The sequence below is a fragment of the Rhodoferax sp. BLA1 genome (assembly GCF_013416775.1).
Lineage (GTDB): Bacteria > Pseudomonadota > Gammaproteobacteria > Burkholderiales > Burkholderiaceae_C > Rhodoferax.
Window position 1 is genome coordinate 57,511 of the sequence record NZ_SZVI01000006.1, and the last position, 17,206, is coordinate 74,716.

Here is a 17,206-nt window from a genome sequence, read left to right on the forward strand (position 1 = left end):
ACGCCGTCAACAGACATGGAGCACATGCAAACATCCCATCCAGTCGTTGCGGGTCATTCCCGCAGAACATCCGACAGAGTCTCGTCCGAGTTGCCGTTGGAAATCGGCGGCATAGCGGGGTTAACCAAAAATGTCAGTGCCACCGGCGTCTACCTGGAAACCACAGCTGACCAGGTACCTGGTTCACGGGTGCATTTTGTGGTTGAGGTCAACGTCAAAGGTGAACTTCTGAAAATGGTTTGCGCGGGTGAGGTGACGAGGGTCGAGCACAAGGCGGGCACAGTCGGGGTCGCCGTCAAGCTGACCAGTTCGTTTTTCACCGATACTGACCACGCAGAAGATCCTGCGGAACCAGTTGACGACTGACACGCTGTTATGAAAATTTTGGTGACCGGTACCGCCGGTTTTATTGGGATGGCCGTTGCCCAGAGATTGCTGGCACGCGGTGATGAGGTTCTTGGGCTGGACAACCTCAACGACTATTACGCGGTATCACTCAAGGAAAGCCGGCTCAACCAGCTCACATCCCACCCCAACTTCCGCTTTGTCCGGATGGATGTGGCAGACCGGGCTGGAATAGCCGCCCTGTTCAAGGCCGAGGCTTTTGACCGTGTGGTGCATCTGGCCGCCCAGGCGGGTGTGCGTTATTCGCTGCAGAACCCGCTGGCCTACATCGACAGCAATCTGGTCGGTTTTGCCAACATTCTGGAAGGCTGTCGCCACAACCAGGTGGCGCATCTGGTGTATGCCTCCAGCTCCAGCGTGTATGGCGGCAACACCAAGATGCCGTTTTCCGAGCACGACAGCGTGGACCACCCGGTCAGCTTGTACGCTGCCACCAAAAAAGCCAACGAGCTGATGGCACACACCTACAGCCACCTGTACGGTCTGCCCACCACTGGCTTGCGCTTTTTCACGGTCTATGGCCCCTGGGGGCGCCCCGACATGGCGCCGATGTTGTTCACCCAGGCGATCCTTGAAGGCCGTAGCATCGATGTGTTCAACCACGGCCAGATGTTGCGTGACTTCACCTACATCGACGACATTGTGGAAGGTGTGGTCCGCACTCTGGACCACATCGCCACGCCCAACCCGGCCTACAACAGCGCCGAGCCTGACCCAGCCAGCAGCCACGCACCCTACCGGATCTTCAACATTGGCAACAGCGCGCCGGTGCCCTTGCTCGACTTCATTGGCTGCATTGAACAAGCCCTGGGAAAAATCGCCGACAAGCACTTGTTGCCGATGCAACCGGGTGATGTAGCGGCCACGTTTGCCGATACCGATGCCTTGAATGCGTGGGTGGGTTTTGCGCCTGACACCCCCTTGCAGGAGGGCATCAACCGTTTTGTGGCCTGGTACCGCGACTATTACCGCGTGTAGTCACAGCTCTGCCAGCAAACCACGGGCACCCGCCTCACACAAGCCCAGCACCCGCTCAAACCCGGCCAGGTCGCCGTAATACGGGTCAGGCACCTCGGACAAGCCCAAGGCCGGGGCATACGACAACAACAAGCGACATTTGCTGCGTAAAGAGGCTGGGCAGTGGCGATGCAACCCCGCCAGGTTATCCTGGTCCATGGCCAGGATCAGGTCAAAACGCTCAAAGTCCTGTGCTGTCACCAAACGGGAACGGGTTTTGGGTGGTGTGTAACGGTGTTTGAGCAACACATCTTTGGCCCGCGCATCCAGGCGTTTGCCACTGTGGGCGTGGGTACCGGCCGAGTCAAAGTGCAGTTGGGTACCACGGCCTTGGCTGTGTGCCAGTTGCCGGGCCACCGCGCAGGCCATGGGAGAGCGGCACACATTGGCCATACACACCAGAAGGACGTGGGTCATGGCGCGGAATTCTATCGACGCCCTGACAACAAGCCGCACAAGTTTGCGCTTCTTTGGCGCTACAAACTCCTGGCATGTGAGTAAACTGCAGCGCTGGCCTCGCATGGCCCCAAGAATCCTCGCTGTCCCTGGAGTCACCGCATGAAACTGCATCAACTGTCGCTTTTTTTGTTGGGTGCGCTGCTCAGCGCCTGTGCCCTGGCGCAAGGCGCAGCTCAGCCCAACGCGCAGGCCATGCTGCAGGCCAGCGACGCGGTGCGCAACCCGGACAAGCCTTTTGGCGTCACCGTGACACTGATCGAATACCGCGGCGGCAAACAGACCGACACCAGCACCTTGGGCAGTTATGCCAAGTCCGATGCCCGAAGCGGCCAGTTTCGCACCCTGATCCGATTTGTGGCACCGGCGCGTGACGAGGGCAAACTGATGCTCAAAAACGGCAACGACTTCTGGTTTTACGACCCGTCCAGCCGCGCCAGTGTGCGCCTGTCACCCCAGCAGCGGCTGATGGGCCAAGCCTCCAACGGCGATGTGGTCACCGTGAACCTGGCCAAGGACTACCAGGCCAAGATTGGTTTGGAAGAAGAGATTGCCGACGGCAACCGCCAGATGCGGCGCAGCACCCGGCTGGACCTGAGCGCCAGCAGCCCGGAGGCCAGCTACAACCGCATCGAGCTGTGGGTCGACAGCGCCAACAGCCAGCCACTCAAGGCCCGATTCTTTTCAGAAAGTGAGCGCCTGCTCAAGACGGTTTATTACCGGCGTTACCAGCAGCAACTGGGCAAGGAGCGCCCAACCGAGATGGTGATCATTGACGGTCTGGATACCAAATGGGTGACGGTGATGCGTTATTCGGACTTTGTCTACCGCGATGTGCCCGAGGTCTGGTTACAACGCGACTACCTGCCCAACTTCAAGCCGGAGTAACCATGCAATCTAAACAGGCTCTAGCCCTTATATCCATTGCCTTGTGCGCTCCTGTTTTTGCTGCAGACCTGGCCGAAGACGACGCCCTGAACCTGGCTGACGGCACCCATGAGAGTGCACCGGTCGAACTCAGCAGCTGGCGCCTCTTCACCGAAGCCACCGCCGGGCGCACCACGGTGCACCAATGGGGCCAGCCGAACCGGGCCGAGGACACCCAGCGCCTGTCGCTCGACCTGCTGATCGACAAAAAACTCAGCCCGGAGTTGCGCGCCGTGTTGTCTGACCGGCTGGACCTGAACCACCAGAGCGAAGCGCTGGGCCAGAAAACCCTCAACAGCCTCAAGGAAGCCTACCTGAGCTGGCAGCCGCAGAACGACAGAGTACTGGATGCTGGCCGCATCAATGTGCGTTACGGCGCGGCCATGGGTTACAACCCGACCGATTTTTTCCGCGAAGGTGCCAACCGCGCCATCACCTCGTTTGACCCCAACGCCATCCGCGAGAACCGCATGGGCACCGCCATGTTGCGCGGCCAGACCCTGTGGCAAGGTGGCGCGCTCACCGCCATTCTGGCGCCCAAAGTGTCTGACAAACCCAACCATGGCGACTGGAGTGCCGACTTCGGCTCGACCAACAACCGTGACCGCTGGCTGGTGTCGGTGAGCCACCAGCTGGCCGACAACCTGAACCCACAGTTTGTGCTCTACGGTGACCAGCGCCAGCCGGTGCAGATGGGTCTGAACCTGGCGATGCTGGTCAACGACGCCACGGTGGCGCATGTGGAATGGTCGGGCGGGAGGCAAAAGACGCTGCAGGCGCAAGCCTTGCCGCTGTCACCTGCGGTGGCGCAGGACGAGGCCTTTCGCAACCGGCTGGCCACCGGCCTTACCTACACCACAGCCAACAAGTTATCGATCACCGGCGAATACCACTACAACGGTGCCGCCGTCGACAAAGCGGTGTGGAACGCCCTGCGCACCAGTTCCATGCTGGACTACGCCAGCTACCGCGAGCTGCTGGAGGAGCAGCTTGAGTCAACCACCCGCCAGGCCGCGTTTGTGCGCGCCAGCTGGTTGGACGCTTTCATCAACCGGCTCGACCTCACTGCCGTGCTGCGCTACAACCTGGACGACCACAGCCAACTGTCTTGGCTGGAGGCACGTTACCGCTTTGACAAGTCCGAAATCGCCTTGCAGTGGATGACGGCCAGTGGCGACGACAGCAGCGACTTCGGCGCGATGGCCCAGCGCCGTTATCTGCAGGCGCTGTTTCGTCACTACTTCTGAGAACAATCGCTACGTAATAAGTAGCTATCCAACCTTGATAGATAAGGGATAGAGACCAATTTAGCTTACAAACCCGGCGCCCAGCTATTTTTTCAGGGCCAGCGATGGCGCACTCAGCGCGCTGTCGTACGGGTGGCGCGGTCCACCAAAAGAGCGCAACACGCGTTTGACGTAGTTACGCGTTTCCAGGTAGGGCGGCACACCTTTGTAGCGGTCCACCGTGCCTTCACCGGCGTTGTAGGCGGCAGCCACCAGCGCCACGTCACCCTCAAAATACGCCAGCAGCCAGCGCAGGTAGGTCAGACCACCGCGGATGTTCTGCGCCGGATCGAAAGCGTTTTTGACATTGAAACGCTGACTGGTCTCGGGAATCAGCTGCATCAGGCCCTGGGCGTTTTTGGCCGACACCGCCTGGGTGTTGAAGTTGGACTCGGCGGCGATGATGGACAGCGCCAATTGCGGCTCCACCTTGAAGCGCGGTGCCAGCTGGTGCACCAGCTTGTAGATGGTACGTGGTGCAATCAGCGCATAGTCCACCGGCGTCCAACTGGCAAAGTGAACATCCACCGGCAGCGGCTCGGGCTCACGCATGCAGTCGGGCATCTCAGGCTGGACGTCGACCAGTTTGTCGGCGAGCCGCCGCGCGGTGTCAATGCCCTGCTCGGCCGCCGCCTGAAACAGATACAGCGCCCGGCCATCGTGGCGCGCCACACCCCGGCCGTTGGCATACATCCAGCCCAGGTTGTACTGGGCATCGCGGTCACCCAAACGCGCTGCCTCGCAGTACAGGTTGGCCGCCAGCAGCGCATCACGCCGCACACCCTCGCCGTTTTCATAGGCCAGCGCCTGCTCAAACAAGCTGCGCTGCGGGGTGGCGGATGCGGTGTTGTCTTGCGCCAAAGCAGCTTGCGCTGCCAGGGCGCAGGCCATCAGCAGCCAAGTCGACAAACGGGGTGGGGAGGTCAGAGACATACACGGATGCTAACTTTGTCGTCTGGGTTGCGCCTTTTGAGCCATAAGCCCAGTGCATGCCGGCAACCGGCCCACAGGCCTGCCGGGGTGCGCCAGTCAAAAGCGACCAGACCCCAGCGCTCGCGCCGGTGGGACATCCAGTCACGTTTGTAGGCGTCGTCGCCGGTGAGGTAGTCGACCTCCTGCACCTGATCCACATCGATCACATGTTGCATCAACGCCGCCGTCAGCACCGAGCCCACCGAAAAACGTTCAAACCCAGTGACATAGGCCAGCTTGAAAATCGAGGCCTTGCCAGACTTGACCAGCCACAACTGCGCGGCAATGGCCTGGCCATCCAGGCGCAGCACACCCAGGCGCAGCCAGCCTTGCGCCGCCGCCGTGCGCGCCAGCGCCGGGATGAAGAGGGAGTTGGGCTCGGCGCCTTTCCAGCTTTTTTGGTAGACCGTCACAAAATCTTGAATAGCTGCCTCCAGAGACCCATCAGGCTGCCGCTGGATGTCGATGCGCCAGGGACCTTGCTTGTCCAGTCGGCGTTGCCCTCGTGTGATGCTGTGACGCAGGGCCGAGGGCAGGCTGCTCTGGTACTCGGCAAACGATCTGCCTGCCAGCTGCAGGTACCAGTTGCCAAAACAGAAATACCGACCCACCAGGTAACCCGCCTGGCGCAAAGCGACTTCAAACCCGGCAAAAAAACCACTCTGTGGATCCAGCGGGTCAAAACGCAGCACCGGCCAGCGCGCCCGATGTGATCGTATGGCCTGGGCAAAGGTCTGCCAGATCGCCTTCTCAGGCCCCGCGTCTGGCGCGTCAGCACACGCACCGGGCCAGACCAGGGGGGCATACAAGCTGCTGTAGTAGTTGCTCAAACCGGTGAGCTGGTGGCCCAGTAACAGCGGCAGGCACACCGCCGACCCGGCTGCACCACCATCCAGCAACCAGAGCTGGCAGCTGACTGAACCCTGACCCGTCGTATCCAGCCCGCAGGTAGCCAGGTTGTCAAACCAGGCCAGCGTGGCAAACACATCGGCCTGCTCGTGCACCTGCTGCACCCCCTGCTGTGCCAGCACAGCACGCAGATCGTCAAAGTTGTCCAGGATCTGGATAGCGGGTGGGCTCACGCGTGTCTTTCAGCTGAAGGGGGTTCACTGGTTATCATAACCAGCACCTTCCCGGGCGCAGGGCGCCTGGCAAGCAAGTCGGCATGACATAGTGACAGACCAAGGAGTAGTGGTGAGCGTAGAGACTGACGTCAAGAACATTCTGGACAGCGTGCTGAGCCTGCAAGGGCGCAGCGCAGACTGGCAGCGCCCAACCCCCCTGCTGGGGGCGGTGCCCGAACTCGACTCGATGGCGGTGCTGGGCATCATCACCGGGCTGGAAGAGCGTTTTGGTTTTGTCATCCACGATGACGAGCTCGACAGCGCCATTTTTGCCACCCTGGGTTCACTCAGTGATTTTGTTGCGGCCAAGCTGGCCGGGTAGACGAACCCGCGCACCATGACGCAAGCTGGCGCGACCCTACAAGCTTTTTTTCTGGACGGTGCACGCGGCCAGCGTTTTTGTCTGCTGCACACGCCCCCCAGTGAGCAGCCGGTGCGGGGCCATGTGGTGTATGTGCACCCCTTTGCCGAGGAAATGAATGCAACGCGGCGCACGACAGCCGTACAGGCGCGCGCCATGGCACGCGCTGGTTTTGCGGTGTTGCAGATGGACCTGATGGGTTGTGGCGACAGCTCCGGCCATTTTGAAGAAGCCAGCTGGGACGCCTGGGTGGCCGATGTGACCCTGGCTCGGCGTTGGATGCTTGAACGCTGGCCCGGGGTGGCCTGGTTGTGGGGCGTGCGCGCTGGTTGCCTGCTGGCAGCACAGGCCTGTCGGCAAGACAAGCAGCCAGCCAAGCTGCTGTTGTGGCAACCGGTGCTGTCCGGCAAACAACACCTGCACCAATTTTTGCGCCTGCAAATGGCCGGTGACATGGTGCGTGGTGAATCCAGCCGGGGCACCTCGCACCTGATGCACCTGCTGGAGCAGGGTGAGTCGGTGGAAGTGGCAGGCTACAGTGTGTCCGCGGCGCTGGCACAGGGCTTGGCACGCGCCGATCTGGAGGCCTTGCCTGCTGGCACACAGATTGTCTGCCTGGAGCTGGGTGATGCCGACACAGGCGCAGTCTCCCCAGCGCTGTCGGCACAACTGCAGCGCTGGTTAACCTCAGGCTGCCACGCGCAGGCCGAGGTGGTGGCTGGCTCGGCTTTTTGGCAGATGCAGGAAAGCGCAGACAGCCCCGCCTGGCTGACAACGAGCTTGCACAGCTTGGGCTGTGCCACACCGGAAGTGGCCTCTTGAAAACCACTGAACTGCCCGTGCTAATGTCCTGCGCTGGCGACACGCTGGTGGGTGTCATCTCGCAGCCAGAGCAGCCCGGCTCGCTGGGTTTGGTGATGGTGGTCGGTGGGGCGCAGTACCGCGCGGGTAGCCACCGGCAATTTGTGTTGTTGGCACGCTGCCTGGCTGGGGCGGGTTTCCCGGTGCTGCGGTTTGACCACCGTGGCCTGGGTGACAGCAGTGGTGAGCGCCAACCGTTCGATACCATCCACGACGACATCGGTGTGGCCCTGGACACACTGCAGCAGCAGTGCCCCAGCGTCCAACGGGTGGTGTTGTGGGGGCTGTGTGACGGCGCCTCAGCCGCCTTGTTGTACAGCGGGCAACGCGCGGATGCCCGCGTGGCGGGGTTGTGCCTGCTCAACCCCTGGGTGCGCTCGGACAACACGCTGGCACGCACACGCATCAAACACTACTACGCCGGGCGTCTGCTGGAGTGGTCGTTCTGGCAGCGCATATGGCAAGGTCAGTATGAATGGCGGCCGTCGTTGCAGGGCTTGTGGCAAAGCCTGCAGGCCTTGCGTGCGCCAGCACCATCCGGCACGCCTGCGCCAGCGTTTCAACACCACATGGCGCGGGCACTGCGCCAGTTTTCAGGGCCGGTGCTGCTGCTGCTGAGCGCACGTGACTACACTGCCAAGGAGTTTGTGGAATGCGCCCAGAGCGACCCAGCCTGGAAAGGTCTGTTGCAGCGCCCGCAATTGCAGCGTGTGGATGTGGCAGAGGCCGACCACACCTTCTCCAGAGCTCTGTGGCGCGCTGCCGCTGAGCAAGCGGTGCTGGACTGGATGTATCAACTGGAGACATCTGCTTGAAACGTCTTCTGATGATCGCTTTTCATTTTCCACCATTGGCGGGTGGCAGCGGAATCCAGAGAACTTTGCGTTTTGTGCAACATTTGCCAGCTTTGGGGTGGCAGCCACTGATATTGACAGCTGATCCACGTGCCTATGCAAAAACCAGTTCTGACCTATTGACAGACATTCCGGCCAGCACGGTGATTCAACGTTCGTTTGCGTTGGATTCTGCACGCCACCTGAGTCTGCGTGGGCGCTACCTGGGTTGGATGGCCCGGCCTGACCGATGGGTAAGTTGGAAATGGGCTGCTGTGCGTGACGGAATGCATCTGATCAACACTTTTAAGCCGAATGCCATTTGGTCGACCTACCCTATTGCCACAGCCCATTTGATTGGTGCCAGTTTGCAGCGCGAATCAGGGCTACCCTGGATTGCTGATTTCCGCGATCCGATGGCGCAAGACGGCTACCCCAGCGATAGGGCGACCTGGAATAGTTTTAAGCGTGTTGAGGAGCAGGCTACAGAGTTGGCCGCTGCATGTGTGTTTACTGCGCCAGGTGCTGTGCGGACATATCAAAAGCGCTACCCCAAGGCGGCCTCGCGCATGCATTTGATTGAAAACGGGTTTGATGACGAAAGTTTTGTCAGACCAGCTGAACAGACAGAAGCCTTGAATCCTGGCAAGTTGACCCTGTTGCACAGCGGCGTGGTTTATCCCTCTGAACGTGACCCTCTTCCATTGTTTGCTGCCATAGCGCAATGCATACAGGATGGGCGTGTGTCCCGTGAGCGTCTGCGTGTGCGCTTTCGGGCAGCTGTACACGAAGACATGCTTGCAAGCCTAGTCAGGCAACACTGCTTACACGATGTGGTGGAGTTGTGCCCAGCGCTGCCTTATCGCGAGGCTTTGGTCGAGATGCTGCGAGCCGATGCCCTGCTGGTGATGCAGGCCGCCAACTGCAATGAACAGATTCCTGCCAAATTGTACGAATACCTGCGCGCAGGACGGCCCATTTTGGGTCTGACTGACCCATGCGGCGACACCGCAAACGCCTTGCGGGCAGCTGGCATCGCATCCATTGCTGCACTGGACAGCGCAAGCGATATTGCCGCTCGGTTGCCCCAATTTTTGTCTCAGATCGAAAGCCATCAAGCAGACCTGCCACACCCTGGAGCTGTTAACGCCGCATCACGCCACAGCAGGTCGCAAACACTCGCCAGACTGTTAAACCACATCACTGACGGCTTGACCCTGCCACGCGGCAATCTGTAATTGCCTGCCTGTAAGATGGTTGCTTATGTTGCAGGCCACTTTGTTACCCGAACTTGTCATCCACACGGCGCAGCGCCGCCCTGATGCTGTGGCGCTGACACACGGGTCTGAACATGGGACCTACGCTGAATTGGCCGATCAAATGACGGCACTGGCCGGTGGGTTCATGCAACTGGGCTTGCAACGGGCCGACCGGGTTGGCATTTACCTGGAAAAGCGCCTGGAGACGGTGGTGGCCAGTTTTGCCGCGTCGCTGGCCGGGATGGTGTTTGTGCCGATCAACCCCCTGCTCAAGGCCGACCAGGTACGCCACATCCTGCGCGATTGCAATGTGTCTCTGCTGGTGACATCCCCCGAGCGGCTGGCCACGCTCGGTGCGGCCTTGTCTGATTGCCCGGACCTGCAACATGTGGTGCTCTGTGCACCAAGCGATGCTGCGCACGAGTTGGCGCACTGCAGCATCTCCACCTGGCAGGACCTTATCAACAGCCCACGCCGACCCGGCCATCGGGTCATCGACACCGACCTGGCAGCCATTTTGTACACCTCGGGCAGCACCGGCCTGCCCAAAGGGGTGATGTTGTCGCACCGCAATCTGGTGGCCGGAGCCACCAGTGTGGCCTCCTACCTGGGCAATCAGCCCGATGACACCCTGCTGGCCGCGCTACCGCTGTCGTTTGATGCAGGTTTCAGCCAGCTCACCACCGCGTTTTCTGTCGGTGCCCGGGTGGTGCTGCTCAATTATTTGTTGCCGCGTGATGTGCTCCGGGCCATGGCACAGGAAAAAGTCACTGGCCTCACGGCGGTGCCGCCGCTTTACCTGCAATTGCTCACCTTGGACTGGCCCAAAGCCACCCGCGAACACCTGCGTTATTTCGCCAACACTGGCGGCCATTTGCCGCGTGAAGCGCTGGCCCAGTTACGCCAGCGCGTGCCACAGGCCAAGCCGTATTTGATGTATGGCCTGACCGAGGCCTTTCGCTCCACCTACCTGCCGCCCGAGGATGTGGATCTCAAGCTCAACTCGATTGGCAAGGCCATCCCCAATGCCGAGGTAGTGGTGCTGCGCCCGGACGGCAGCGCGTGTGCGCCCGATGAGCCGGGTGAACTGGTGCACCGCGGCGCACTGGTGGCCATGGGTTACTGGAACGACGCGGAAAAAACCGCCGAACGCTTCAAGCCGCTGCCAGCTGGCCTGCCGGGTCGCCCGGCCGGTCTGCAGCTGCCCGAAGTGGCGGTGTTTTCAGGTGACACGGTGCGCCAGGATGCCGACGGTTACCTGTACTTCGTCGGGCGGCGTGACGAGATGATCAAGACCTCAGGCTACCGGGTCAGCCCGACCGAGGTGGAAGACATCCTGTACGCGACCCAGCTGGTGGGTGAGTGTGTGGCCTTTGGTGTGCCGCATGAGAGCCTTGGACAAACTATTCAAATCATAGCTACCAGCCCTTTATCTAAAAGGGCTACAGGCCAAAATGACCTGATATCTCTGTGCAAAAGCCGGATGCCAGCCTATATGTTGCCCAGCGGCATCGACTGGGTGGCCGGGCCGCTGCCACGCAATGCCAATGGCAAGATTGACCGCTCCGCCCTCAAGCGCGACTGGCAAGCACGCCAGTCCAACCCCGCACCTCTATTGCCTCCTGAGACATGACCCCCACCATACAAAACGCGCCCCCCGCTTTGCCCCAGCATGCACCCATGACCCAGTTTGCGGTGAGCCAGAGCGAGTTGATGCTCGGTGGTGACAGCCTGTCGCGCTTGGCCGCACGGGTCGGGCAGACCCCGTTTTACGCCTATGGCCGCTCTCAAATGCGCCAACGCGTAGCCGAACTGCGCCAAGCCTTGCCGTCCAAAATCCGGCTGCACTACGCCATGAAAGCCAACCCGATGCCCGCCTTGGTGGGCTTCATGGCAGGCCTGGTGGATGGCCTCGATGTGGCATCGGCGGGGGAAATGAAAGTGGCGCTGGATGCGGGTGTCAACCCCAAGGACATCAGTTTTGCCGGCCCCGGCAAACGCGATGCCGAGTTGCGCCAGGCGGTGGCGGCCGGGGTCTTGGTGAACATCGAGTCGTTCCGCGAGGTGGATGTGCTGGCCCAGGCCTCACAGACCCTGGGTTTGCCAGCGCGCGCCGCCGTGCGCATCAACCCCGATTTCGAGCTCAAAAGCTCGGGCATGAGGATGGGCGGCGGGCCCCGGCCCTTTGGTGTCGATGTGGAGCAAGTCCCTACCCTGCTCGCCAACCTGGGCCGTGCCGGTCTGGCGTTTGAGGGCTTTCACCTCTATCCGGGCTCACAAAGCCTGAGCACCGAGGCCATTTGCCAGGCGCTGCAGCAGTCGTTTGACCTGGCGCTGCGCCTGTCGCAACACGCACCCGACAAGGTGCGGGTGCTGAACCTCGGCGGTGGCCTGGGTGTGCCGTATTTCCCAGGTGACAAGCCGCTGCAGCTGGAGCCGATTGGTGAGCAACTGGAGCGCCTGTTACAACTTGCCCAGGCCCACTTGCCACACACCAGTCTGGTACTGGAACTGGGTCGTTACCTGGTGGCCGAGGCCGGTATTTACGTGGCACGGGTGGTCGACCGCAAGTACTCGCGCGACCAGCTGTACCTGGTGGCCGATGGTGGGCTGCATCAACACCTGGCCGCCACCGGCAACTTTGGCCAGCTGCTGCGCAAAAACTACCCTGTTGCCATCGGCAACAAGATGGGACATCCGGCCACACAGGTCACCAAGGTGGTGGGGCCGTCTTGCACACCGCTGGATGTGCTGGCTGACCGGGTGCCGCTGCCTGAGGCGCAGGTGGGAGATCTGCTGGTGGTGTTCCAGTCCGGGGCTTATGGCGCCAACGCCAGTCCGCACCAGTTTCTGACACACCCGCCGTGTGTTGAGGTGCTGGTTTAAGGATGCTCCCCCCCCGCCAGCGGTGGTCAAGTCTTGCTCGCTGGTTGGTGGCAGGTATCTGCCTGGCGGCAGGCCTGGGTCTGTCCAGTCATCACCCGGTGTCAACGATGCTGGCGCTGGTGCTGCTGTGCCTGGCAAGCTGCCTGGTGGCCTGGCAACCCCGGCTGTGGTTGTGGCTGGTACCAACCTGCCTGCCCTGGCTCAACTTTTCACCCTGGACCGGCTGGCTGATGTTCGAGGAGTTCGACATCCTGCTGCTGGGAGTGCTGGCCGGGGGCTACGCTCGCTTGGCGTGGGACAAACCGGCAAGCCTCCCCAAACCTCCCCGCAGTGCAGGGCACTGGCTGGTGCTTTTGGTGCTGGTCTCGGGTGTGGTGTCGCTATGGCGCGGTCTGGCCGATGCGGGAGGGCTGTCTTTTGACTGGTTTGCCAACTACAGCGATGCCTTGAACAGCTGGCGGGTTTTCAAGAGCCTGGGCTTTGCCGCCCTCTTTTTGCCGCTGCTGCGGCGGGAGTTGTTGCAGTCAACACGGCAGGCCACCACAACCCTGGCGACCGGTGTGGTCAGCGGGCTGACCCTGATGGTGCTGGCCACGTTGTGGGAGCGCGCCGCTTTCCCAGGTTTGCTGGACTTTTCCAACCCCTACCGCACGGTGGCTTTGTTTTGGGAAATGCATGTCGGCGGGGCCGCCATCGACAGCTACCTGGCTCTGACGGCGCCTTTTGTGGTGTGGGCCCTGTATGCCACACGTCGACCCGCTCTGTGGGTCAGCCTGGCCCTACTGGCTATTTCGGGCGCCTACATCTGCCTGACCACCTTTGCACGTGGCGTGTATCTGGCTGTGCTGGCACCGCTGGTGCTGCTGGCTTTTTTACTTTGGTTGCAAAACCAGACTCGCCATGGCCGAAGCGCCTGGCAGGGCCTGCGCCAACAGATAGGCGCACCGGGCTGGAGGCTCAAGGCCAGTGTGGTGCTGGTGCTGGCATTGGTCCTGGAAGTGGTGGGTGTGCTCGAAGGCGGCAGCTTCATGTCAGAGCGCCTGACCAGTGCAGGGCAGGACCTCTCCAGCCGAGTAGAGCACTGGAAAAATGGGCTGGGCCTGCTCCGGCGTCCAACCGACTGGCTGCTGGGCAAAGGCTTGGGGCGTCTGCCTGCCAACTATGCGGCACAAGTGCCTTTTGAGGAGTTTCCTGGTGACGCCAGGCATCAGCAGGAAACCCAGGACGGGCAAGCCACGCAGCAATTTGTCTCTCTCTATGGTCCCAAAACTCAGGGCAAACTGGGGGGTGTTTACGAGCTGACCCAGCGCGTTGCACTCACCGAGCCCGAACGTTACCGCGTGCGCCTGGCTGTGCGGGTCAAACAGGCAACCCGGATAGAACTGTTTTTGTGTGAACGTCACCTCTTGTACGACCGTGCGTGTCAGGCCGCCTTCTTGCTCATCCAACCGGCAGAAGGTGTAGATCCCTTCGCCTGGCAGCCCATCACAGTGGCGCTGCAAGGCCCTCTCTTGGGATACGAGCGCTGGTTCGCCCCTCGACTCAAAATGTTTTCCATCTCAGTGGTGGATGCAGGTAGCCAGGCCGATGTGGACAACATCGTGCTGACCGGCCGCAGGCCACAAAATCTGCTGGTCAACGGCGATTTTTCTGCCGGCCTGGCACGCTGGTTTCCCGCAGCACAGTCCTATTTTGTACCCTGGCATCTGGACAACCTGTTGTTGGAGCTGCTGGTGGAACGCGGCGGCCTGGGCCTGCTGGCATGTTTGCTGCTTATTGGCTACGCGCTGTGGCATCTGGTGCTGGGGCGCGCCAGACTGAACACATTGGCACCTTATGTTGCAGCATCCCTGGTGGCAGTTCTGCTGGTCGGATTGGTCAGCAGTGTGATGGATGTGCCACGGGTCGCATTTCTTTTTTTCCTGCTGGTTTTCCTGGCAATCAAGTTGTCAGAGATGCCCCAGGAAGCGAGCAGCAGGCAGCATTAAAACGCTGTTTTGTTGTGATAATGTTCTGAAATCAAAGCTGTTTAGGGTTTGCTCATGAAAATTACCGTGATTGGCACCGGCTACGTTGGCCTGGTGTCTGGAACTTGCTTGGCTGACGTGGGCAATGATGTGCTCTGCCTGGATGTGGATCCGGCCAAAATCAAAATTCTTGAAGACGGTGGCATCCCGATTTTTGAGCCCGGCCTGCAGGACATGGTCAAGCGCAATGTGGCAGCGGGTCGGCTGCACTTCACCACCGATGTCGAGCGCGCAGCGCACTTTGGCACAGTTCAGTTCATTGCCGTGGGCACCCCGCCTGACGAAGATGGCTCTGCCGACATGAAATACGTCACAGCCGCCGCCCGCAACATCGGCAAATACATGACCGACTACAAAGTGGTGGTCGACAAAAGCACGGTACCCGTGGGCACAGCCGACGCCGTGCGCGCGGCCATCACTGACGAACTGCAAAAACGTGGTGTCAACACCCCCTTCAGTGTCGTCTCCAACCCCGAGTTCCTCAAAGAAGGCGCAGCCATTGAGGACTTCATGAAGCCCGATCGGATCATCGTAGGTTGTGACGACGAGCAAGCCGCCCACAATATGCGTGCCCTGTACGCGCCGTTCCAGCGCAACCACGATCGAATGATCCTGATGGACATCCGCAGTGCCGAACTCACCAAATACGCCGCCAACGCGATGCTGGCCACCCGCATCAGCTTCATGAACGAGCTGGCCAACCTGGCCGAGAAGCTCGGGGCTGACATTGAACATGTGCGCCGGGGCATCGGCTCAGACCCGCGCATTGGCTACGACTTTTTGTATGCCGGCGCCGGTTACGGTGGTTCGTGTTTCCCCAAGGACGTCAAGGCATTGATCAAAACCGCTGCCGTGGATGGCAGCATCCACCTCAAGGTGCTCAACGCGGTGGAAGAGGCCAACGACCTGCAGAAACACGTACTTGGCAACAAGATCAAGGCACGCTTTGGCACTGATCTGACGGGTAAACACTTTGCGCTTTGGGGTCTGGCCTTCAAGGCCAACACGGACGACATGCGTGAAGCCACCAGCCGAGAAGTGATCAAGGACTTGATCGCTGCTGGCGCCACCGTCACAGCCTACGACCCGGTGGCAGGCAACGAGGCCAGACACTGCTTTCCCGATGAACCGCGTTTAAGTTATGCCAGCAACCAGAATGCAGCCCTCGACAACGCGGATGCACTGGTGATCGTCACCGAGTGGAAGGAGTTTCGCAGTCCCGACTTTGACAACATCAAAGCCAAGCTCAAAGCACCGATCATTTTTGATGGCCGCAATCTGTATGACCCAAAAACAGTTCGCGGCCTTGGGTTTGAGTATTTGGCCATTGGGCGCTAGGGAAACGGTGTCGGCGCCCCATCTGGCGCGCCTGACGTACTGTCGACCCTGGTTGACGCTGCAGAGGAACCCATGATCAAAATATTCAACCACTATTTCCACAAACGAACCCTGTTCCAAATTGGTCTGGACGTGATGCTATTGCTGTTGATTGCATTGATCACCTCCACGGCACATGAGTCACAACACACGCTTCTAGGCTCCAAGGTTGTCATGACCTTTTTGACCCTGACCGGCGCCATGATGCTTCTGAACGTCAGTCTGGGCTTTTACCAGAGGGTGCATAACCGTTCACTGGGACAAACCAGTGCACGTGCGGTGTTGGCCTTGTTGTGCATGGCTCCCGTGATTTTGGGCTTGGCGACCCTTTATTTCGACGCCAGGTCTTTCGCCATGACGCTGCTGTCTGCCATTGGATTGATGTTGTTGTTGCGTGTGTATGTGATGCATTTCACACCGCGCAACCTGATGCGCCAGCGCGTCCTGGTGTTTGGCACCGGCTCACGCGCCCGGTTGGTGGGAACGGCCTTACTGAAGTCCGACCCGACTGTGGACTTGGTCGGTTACTACGCTGGCCCTAACGAACAAGAGGCCATGGTGTCTGCCTGGGGGCTGCTGTCCATGACCAACTCCCTGACCGACATCGTCAAGGACCAACAGGTCGACGAGATTGTGGTGGCCCTGTCCGAGCGGCGTGGTGGCAGTATGCCTTTGCGTGAGTTGCTGGACTGCAAGCTGCAAGGTGTCAAGGTGGTCGACATCGCCACCCACTTTGAGCGAACACTTGGACAGATTCGACTGGAGTCGCTGTCGGCGGGCTGGTTGATTTTTGGTGATGGTTTTGGTACGGGTTGGTTCAGGGCCTTCATCAAACGGGTGTTTGACATTGTTTGCGCCAGCATCCTGATTGTGCTGACGTTGCCGGTGATGTTGATCACCGCTTTGCTGATTGTGCTCGAAGATGGTTTCCCGATCTTGTATTTTCAGGAGCGGGTGGGACAAAACGGCCGCCTCTTTCATGTGGTGAAGTTTCGCAGCATGCGCACCGATGCAGAAAAGGACGGAAAACCCCGCTGGGCTAGTGCCAAAGACGACCGTGTGACACGTGTTGGCCGGGTGATTCGCAAGCTGCGTGTTGACGAGCTGCCGCAGCTGTTCAGCGTGCTGACGGGCGCCATGAGCATGGTGGGTCCGCGCCCGGAACGCCCCTTCTTTGTGGACAAGTTGACGCAGGAAATCCCTTATTACGCGATCCGCCACAGTGTCAAGCCAGGCGTGACCGGCTGGGCGCAGGTACGTTACCAATACGGCTCGTCGGTTGAAGACGCGGCCGAAAAGCTGCAGTACGACCTGTATTACGTCAAGAACCACTCCTTGCTGCTGGACATCGTGGTGATGTTCGAAACCATTGGTGTGGTGGTCATGCGCAAGGGCGCGCAATAGGCCTTTGGCCA

Annotated in this window: 16 protein-coding genes; 13 read left to right on the top strand and 3 right to left on the bottom strand. The window is 60.3% G+C overall.

Going from position 1 to position 17,206, the window contains the following annotated elements:
• Positions 1–24: 24 nt before the first annotated feature.
• On the top strand, positions 25–366 hold the full coding sequence (locus FDG13_RS07380; protein WP_180126287.1) for a PilZ domain-containing protein: 342 nt from the start codon (positions 25–27) through the stop codon (positions 364–366).
• Positions 367–375: 9 nt separating this feature from the next.
• Positions 376–1,383, top strand: coding sequence for an NAD-dependent epimerase (locus FDG13_RS07385; protein ID WP_180126289.1), 1,008 nt, complete (start codon positions 376–378; stop codon positions 1,381–1,383).
• Here the strand turns inward: FDG13_RS07385 and FDG13_RS07390 are convergent, their stop codons facing one another.
• Positions 1,384–1,839, bottom strand: a complete 456-nt coding sequence (locus tag FDG13_RS07390; protein WP_180126291.1) for a low molecular weight protein-tyrosine-phosphatase — start codon at positions 1,837–1,839, stop codon at positions 1,384–1,386. It abuts the gene before it with no gap.
• A gap of 141 nt (positions 1,840–1,980) precedes the next feature.
• Between FDG13_RS07390 and FDG13_RS07395 the strand changes: the two genes are divergently transcribed.
• Positions 1,981–2,766, top strand: coding sequence for an outer membrane lipoprotein-sorting protein (locus FDG13_RS07395; RefSeq protein WP_180126293.1), 786 nt, complete (start codon positions 1,981–1,983; stop codon positions 2,764–2,766).
• Between the two features lie 2 nt (positions 2,767–2,768).
• Positions 2,769–4,052, top strand: coding sequence for a hypothetical protein (locus FDG13_RS07400; protein ID WP_180126295.1), 1,284 nt, complete (start codon positions 2,769–2,771; stop codon positions 4,050–4,052).
• A gap of 84 nt (positions 4,053–4,136) precedes the next feature.
• Here the strand turns inward: FDG13_RS07400 and FDG13_RS07405 are convergent, their stop codons facing one another.
• Both FDG13_RS07405 and FDG13_RS21355 read right to left on the bottom strand, forming a co-directional pair.
• On the bottom strand, positions 4,137–5,024 hold the full coding sequence (locus FDG13_RS07405) for a lytic transglycosylase domain-containing protein (RefSeq protein WP_180126297.1): 888 nt from the start codon (positions 5,022–5,024) through the stop codon (positions 4,137–4,139).
• Positions 5,015–6,145, bottom strand: coding sequence for a GNAT family N-acetyltransferase (locus tag FDG13_RS21355; RefSeq protein ID WP_180126299.1), 1,131 nt, complete (start codon positions 6,143–6,145; stop codon positions 5,015–5,017). Before FDG13_RS21355 ends, FDG13_RS07405 begins: the two co-directional genes overlap by 10 nt.
• A gap of 112 nt (positions 6,146–6,257) precedes the next feature.
• On the opposite strand from FDG13_RS21355, the gene FDG13_RS07415 reads away from it, so the two are divergent.
• From FDG13_RS07415 to FDG13_RS07455, 9 genes are all read left to right on the top strand, one after another.
• On the top strand, positions 6,258–6,509 hold the full coding sequence (locus FDG13_RS07415) for an acyl carrier protein (protein ID WP_180126302.1): 252 nt from the start codon (positions 6,258–6,260) through the stop codon (positions 6,507–6,509).
• 15 nt (positions 6,510–6,524) lie between these two features.
• A complete protein-coding gene (locus FDG13_RS07420; RefSeq protein ID WP_180126304.1) occupies positions 6,525–7,370 on the top strand; it encodes a hydrolase 2, exosortase A system-associated in 846 nt (281 codons plus the stop codon).
• A complete protein-coding gene (locus FDG13_RS07425; protein ID WP_180126306.1) occupies positions 7,367–8,224 on the top strand; it encodes a hydrolase 1, exosortase A system-associated in 858 nt (285 codons plus the stop codon). The genes FDG13_RS07420 and FDG13_RS07425 overlap by 4 nt, the downstream gene beginning before the upstream one ends.
• The gene (locus FDG13_RS07430) at positions 8,221–9,480 is read left to right on the top strand and encodes a glycosyltransferase (RefSeq protein ID WP_255435149.1); all 1,260 of its coding nucleotides are present in this window, start codon (positions 8,221–8,223) and stop codon (positions 9,478–9,480) included. Before FDG13_RS07425 ends, FDG13_RS07430 begins: the two co-directional genes overlap by 4 nt.
• Positions 9,481–9,505: 25 nt before the next feature.
• Entirely contained in the window at positions 9,506–11,134 is a 1,629-nt protein-coding gene (locus FDG13_RS07435; protein WP_180126307.1) for an acyl-CoA ligase (AMP-forming), exosortase A system-associated, read from the top strand.
• Entirely contained in the window at positions 11,131–12,387 is a 1,257-nt protein-coding gene (locus FDG13_RS07440) for a pyridoxal-dependent decarboxylase, exosortase A system-associated (RefSeq protein WP_255435150.1), read from the top strand. The genes FDG13_RS07435 and FDG13_RS07440 overlap by 4 nt, the downstream gene beginning before the upstream one ends.
• Positions 12,388–12,485: 98 nt before the next feature.
• The gene (locus FDG13_RS07445) at positions 12,486–14,375 is read left to right on the top strand and encodes a hypothetical protein (RefSeq protein ID WP_180126309.1); all 1,890 of its coding nucleotides are present in this window, start codon (positions 12,486–12,488) and stop codon (positions 14,373–14,375) included.
• Between the two features lie 54 nt (positions 14,376–14,429).
• Positions 14,430–15,752, top strand: coding sequence for a UDP-glucose/GDP-mannose dehydrogenase family protein (locus FDG13_RS07450; protein ID WP_180126311.1), 1,323 nt, complete (start codon positions 14,430–14,432; stop codon positions 15,750–15,752).
• A 72-nt stretch (positions 15,753–15,824) separates the two neighbouring features.
• Positions 15,825–17,195 carry a TIGR03013 family XrtA/PEP-CTERM system glycosyltransferase gene (locus FDG13_RS07455; RefSeq protein ID WP_180126314.1) on the top strand — a complete coding sequence of 457 codons (1,371 nt, stop codon included), beginning with the start codon at positions 15,825–15,827 and terminating at the stop codon, positions 17,193–17,195.
• Positions 17,196–17,206: the final 11 nt, after the last annotated feature.

What these genes read in the sequence shown, in the direction of transcription:
- FDG13_RS07380 (WP_180126287.1), top strand. Translation starts at nt 25, where the DNA reads ATGCAAACATCCCATCCAGTCGTTGCGGGTCATTCCCGCAGAACATCC.
- FDG13_RS07385 (WP_180126289.1), top strand. Translation starts at nt 376, where the DNA reads ATGAAAATTTTGGTGACCGGTACCGCCGGTTTTATTGGGATGGCCGTT.
- FDG13_RS07390 (WP_180126291.1), bottom strand. Translation starts at nt 1,839, where the DNA reads ATGACCCACGTCCTTCTGGTGTGTATGGCCAATGTGTGCCGCTCTCCC.
- FDG13_RS07395 (WP_180126293.1), top strand. Translation starts at nt 1,981, where the DNA reads ATGAAACTGCATCAACTGTCGCTTTTTTTGTTGGGTGCGCTGCTCAGC.
- FDG13_RS07400 (WP_180126295.1), top strand. Translation starts at nt 2,769, where the DNA reads ATGCAATCTAAACAGGCTCTAGCCCTTATATCCATTGCCTTGTGCGCT.
- FDG13_RS07405 (WP_180126297.1), bottom strand. Translation starts at nt 5,024, where the DNA reads ATGTCTCTGACCTCCCCACCCCGTTTGTCGACTTGGCTGCTGATGGCC.
- FDG13_RS07420 (WP_180126304.1), top strand. Translation starts at nt 6,525, where the DNA reads ATGACGCAAGCTGGCGCGACCCTACAAGCTTTTTTTCTGGACGGTGCA.
- FDG13_RS07435 (WP_180126307.1), top strand. Translation starts at nt 9,506, where the DNA reads ATGTTGCAGGCCACTTTGTTACCCGAACTTGTCATCCACACGGCGCAG.
- FDG13_RS07440 (WP_255435150.1), top strand. Translation starts at nt 11,131, where the DNA reads ATGACCCCCACCATACAAAACGCGCCCCCCGCTTTGCCCCAGCATGCA.
- FDG13_RS07450 (WP_180126311.1), top strand. Translation starts at nt 14,430, where the DNA reads ATGAAAATTACCGTGATTGGCACCGGCTACGTTGGCCTGGTGTCTGGA.
- FDG13_RS07455 (WP_180126314.1), top strand. Translation starts at nt 15,825, where the DNA reads ATGATCAAAATATTCAACCACTATTTCCACAAACGAACCCTGTTCCAA.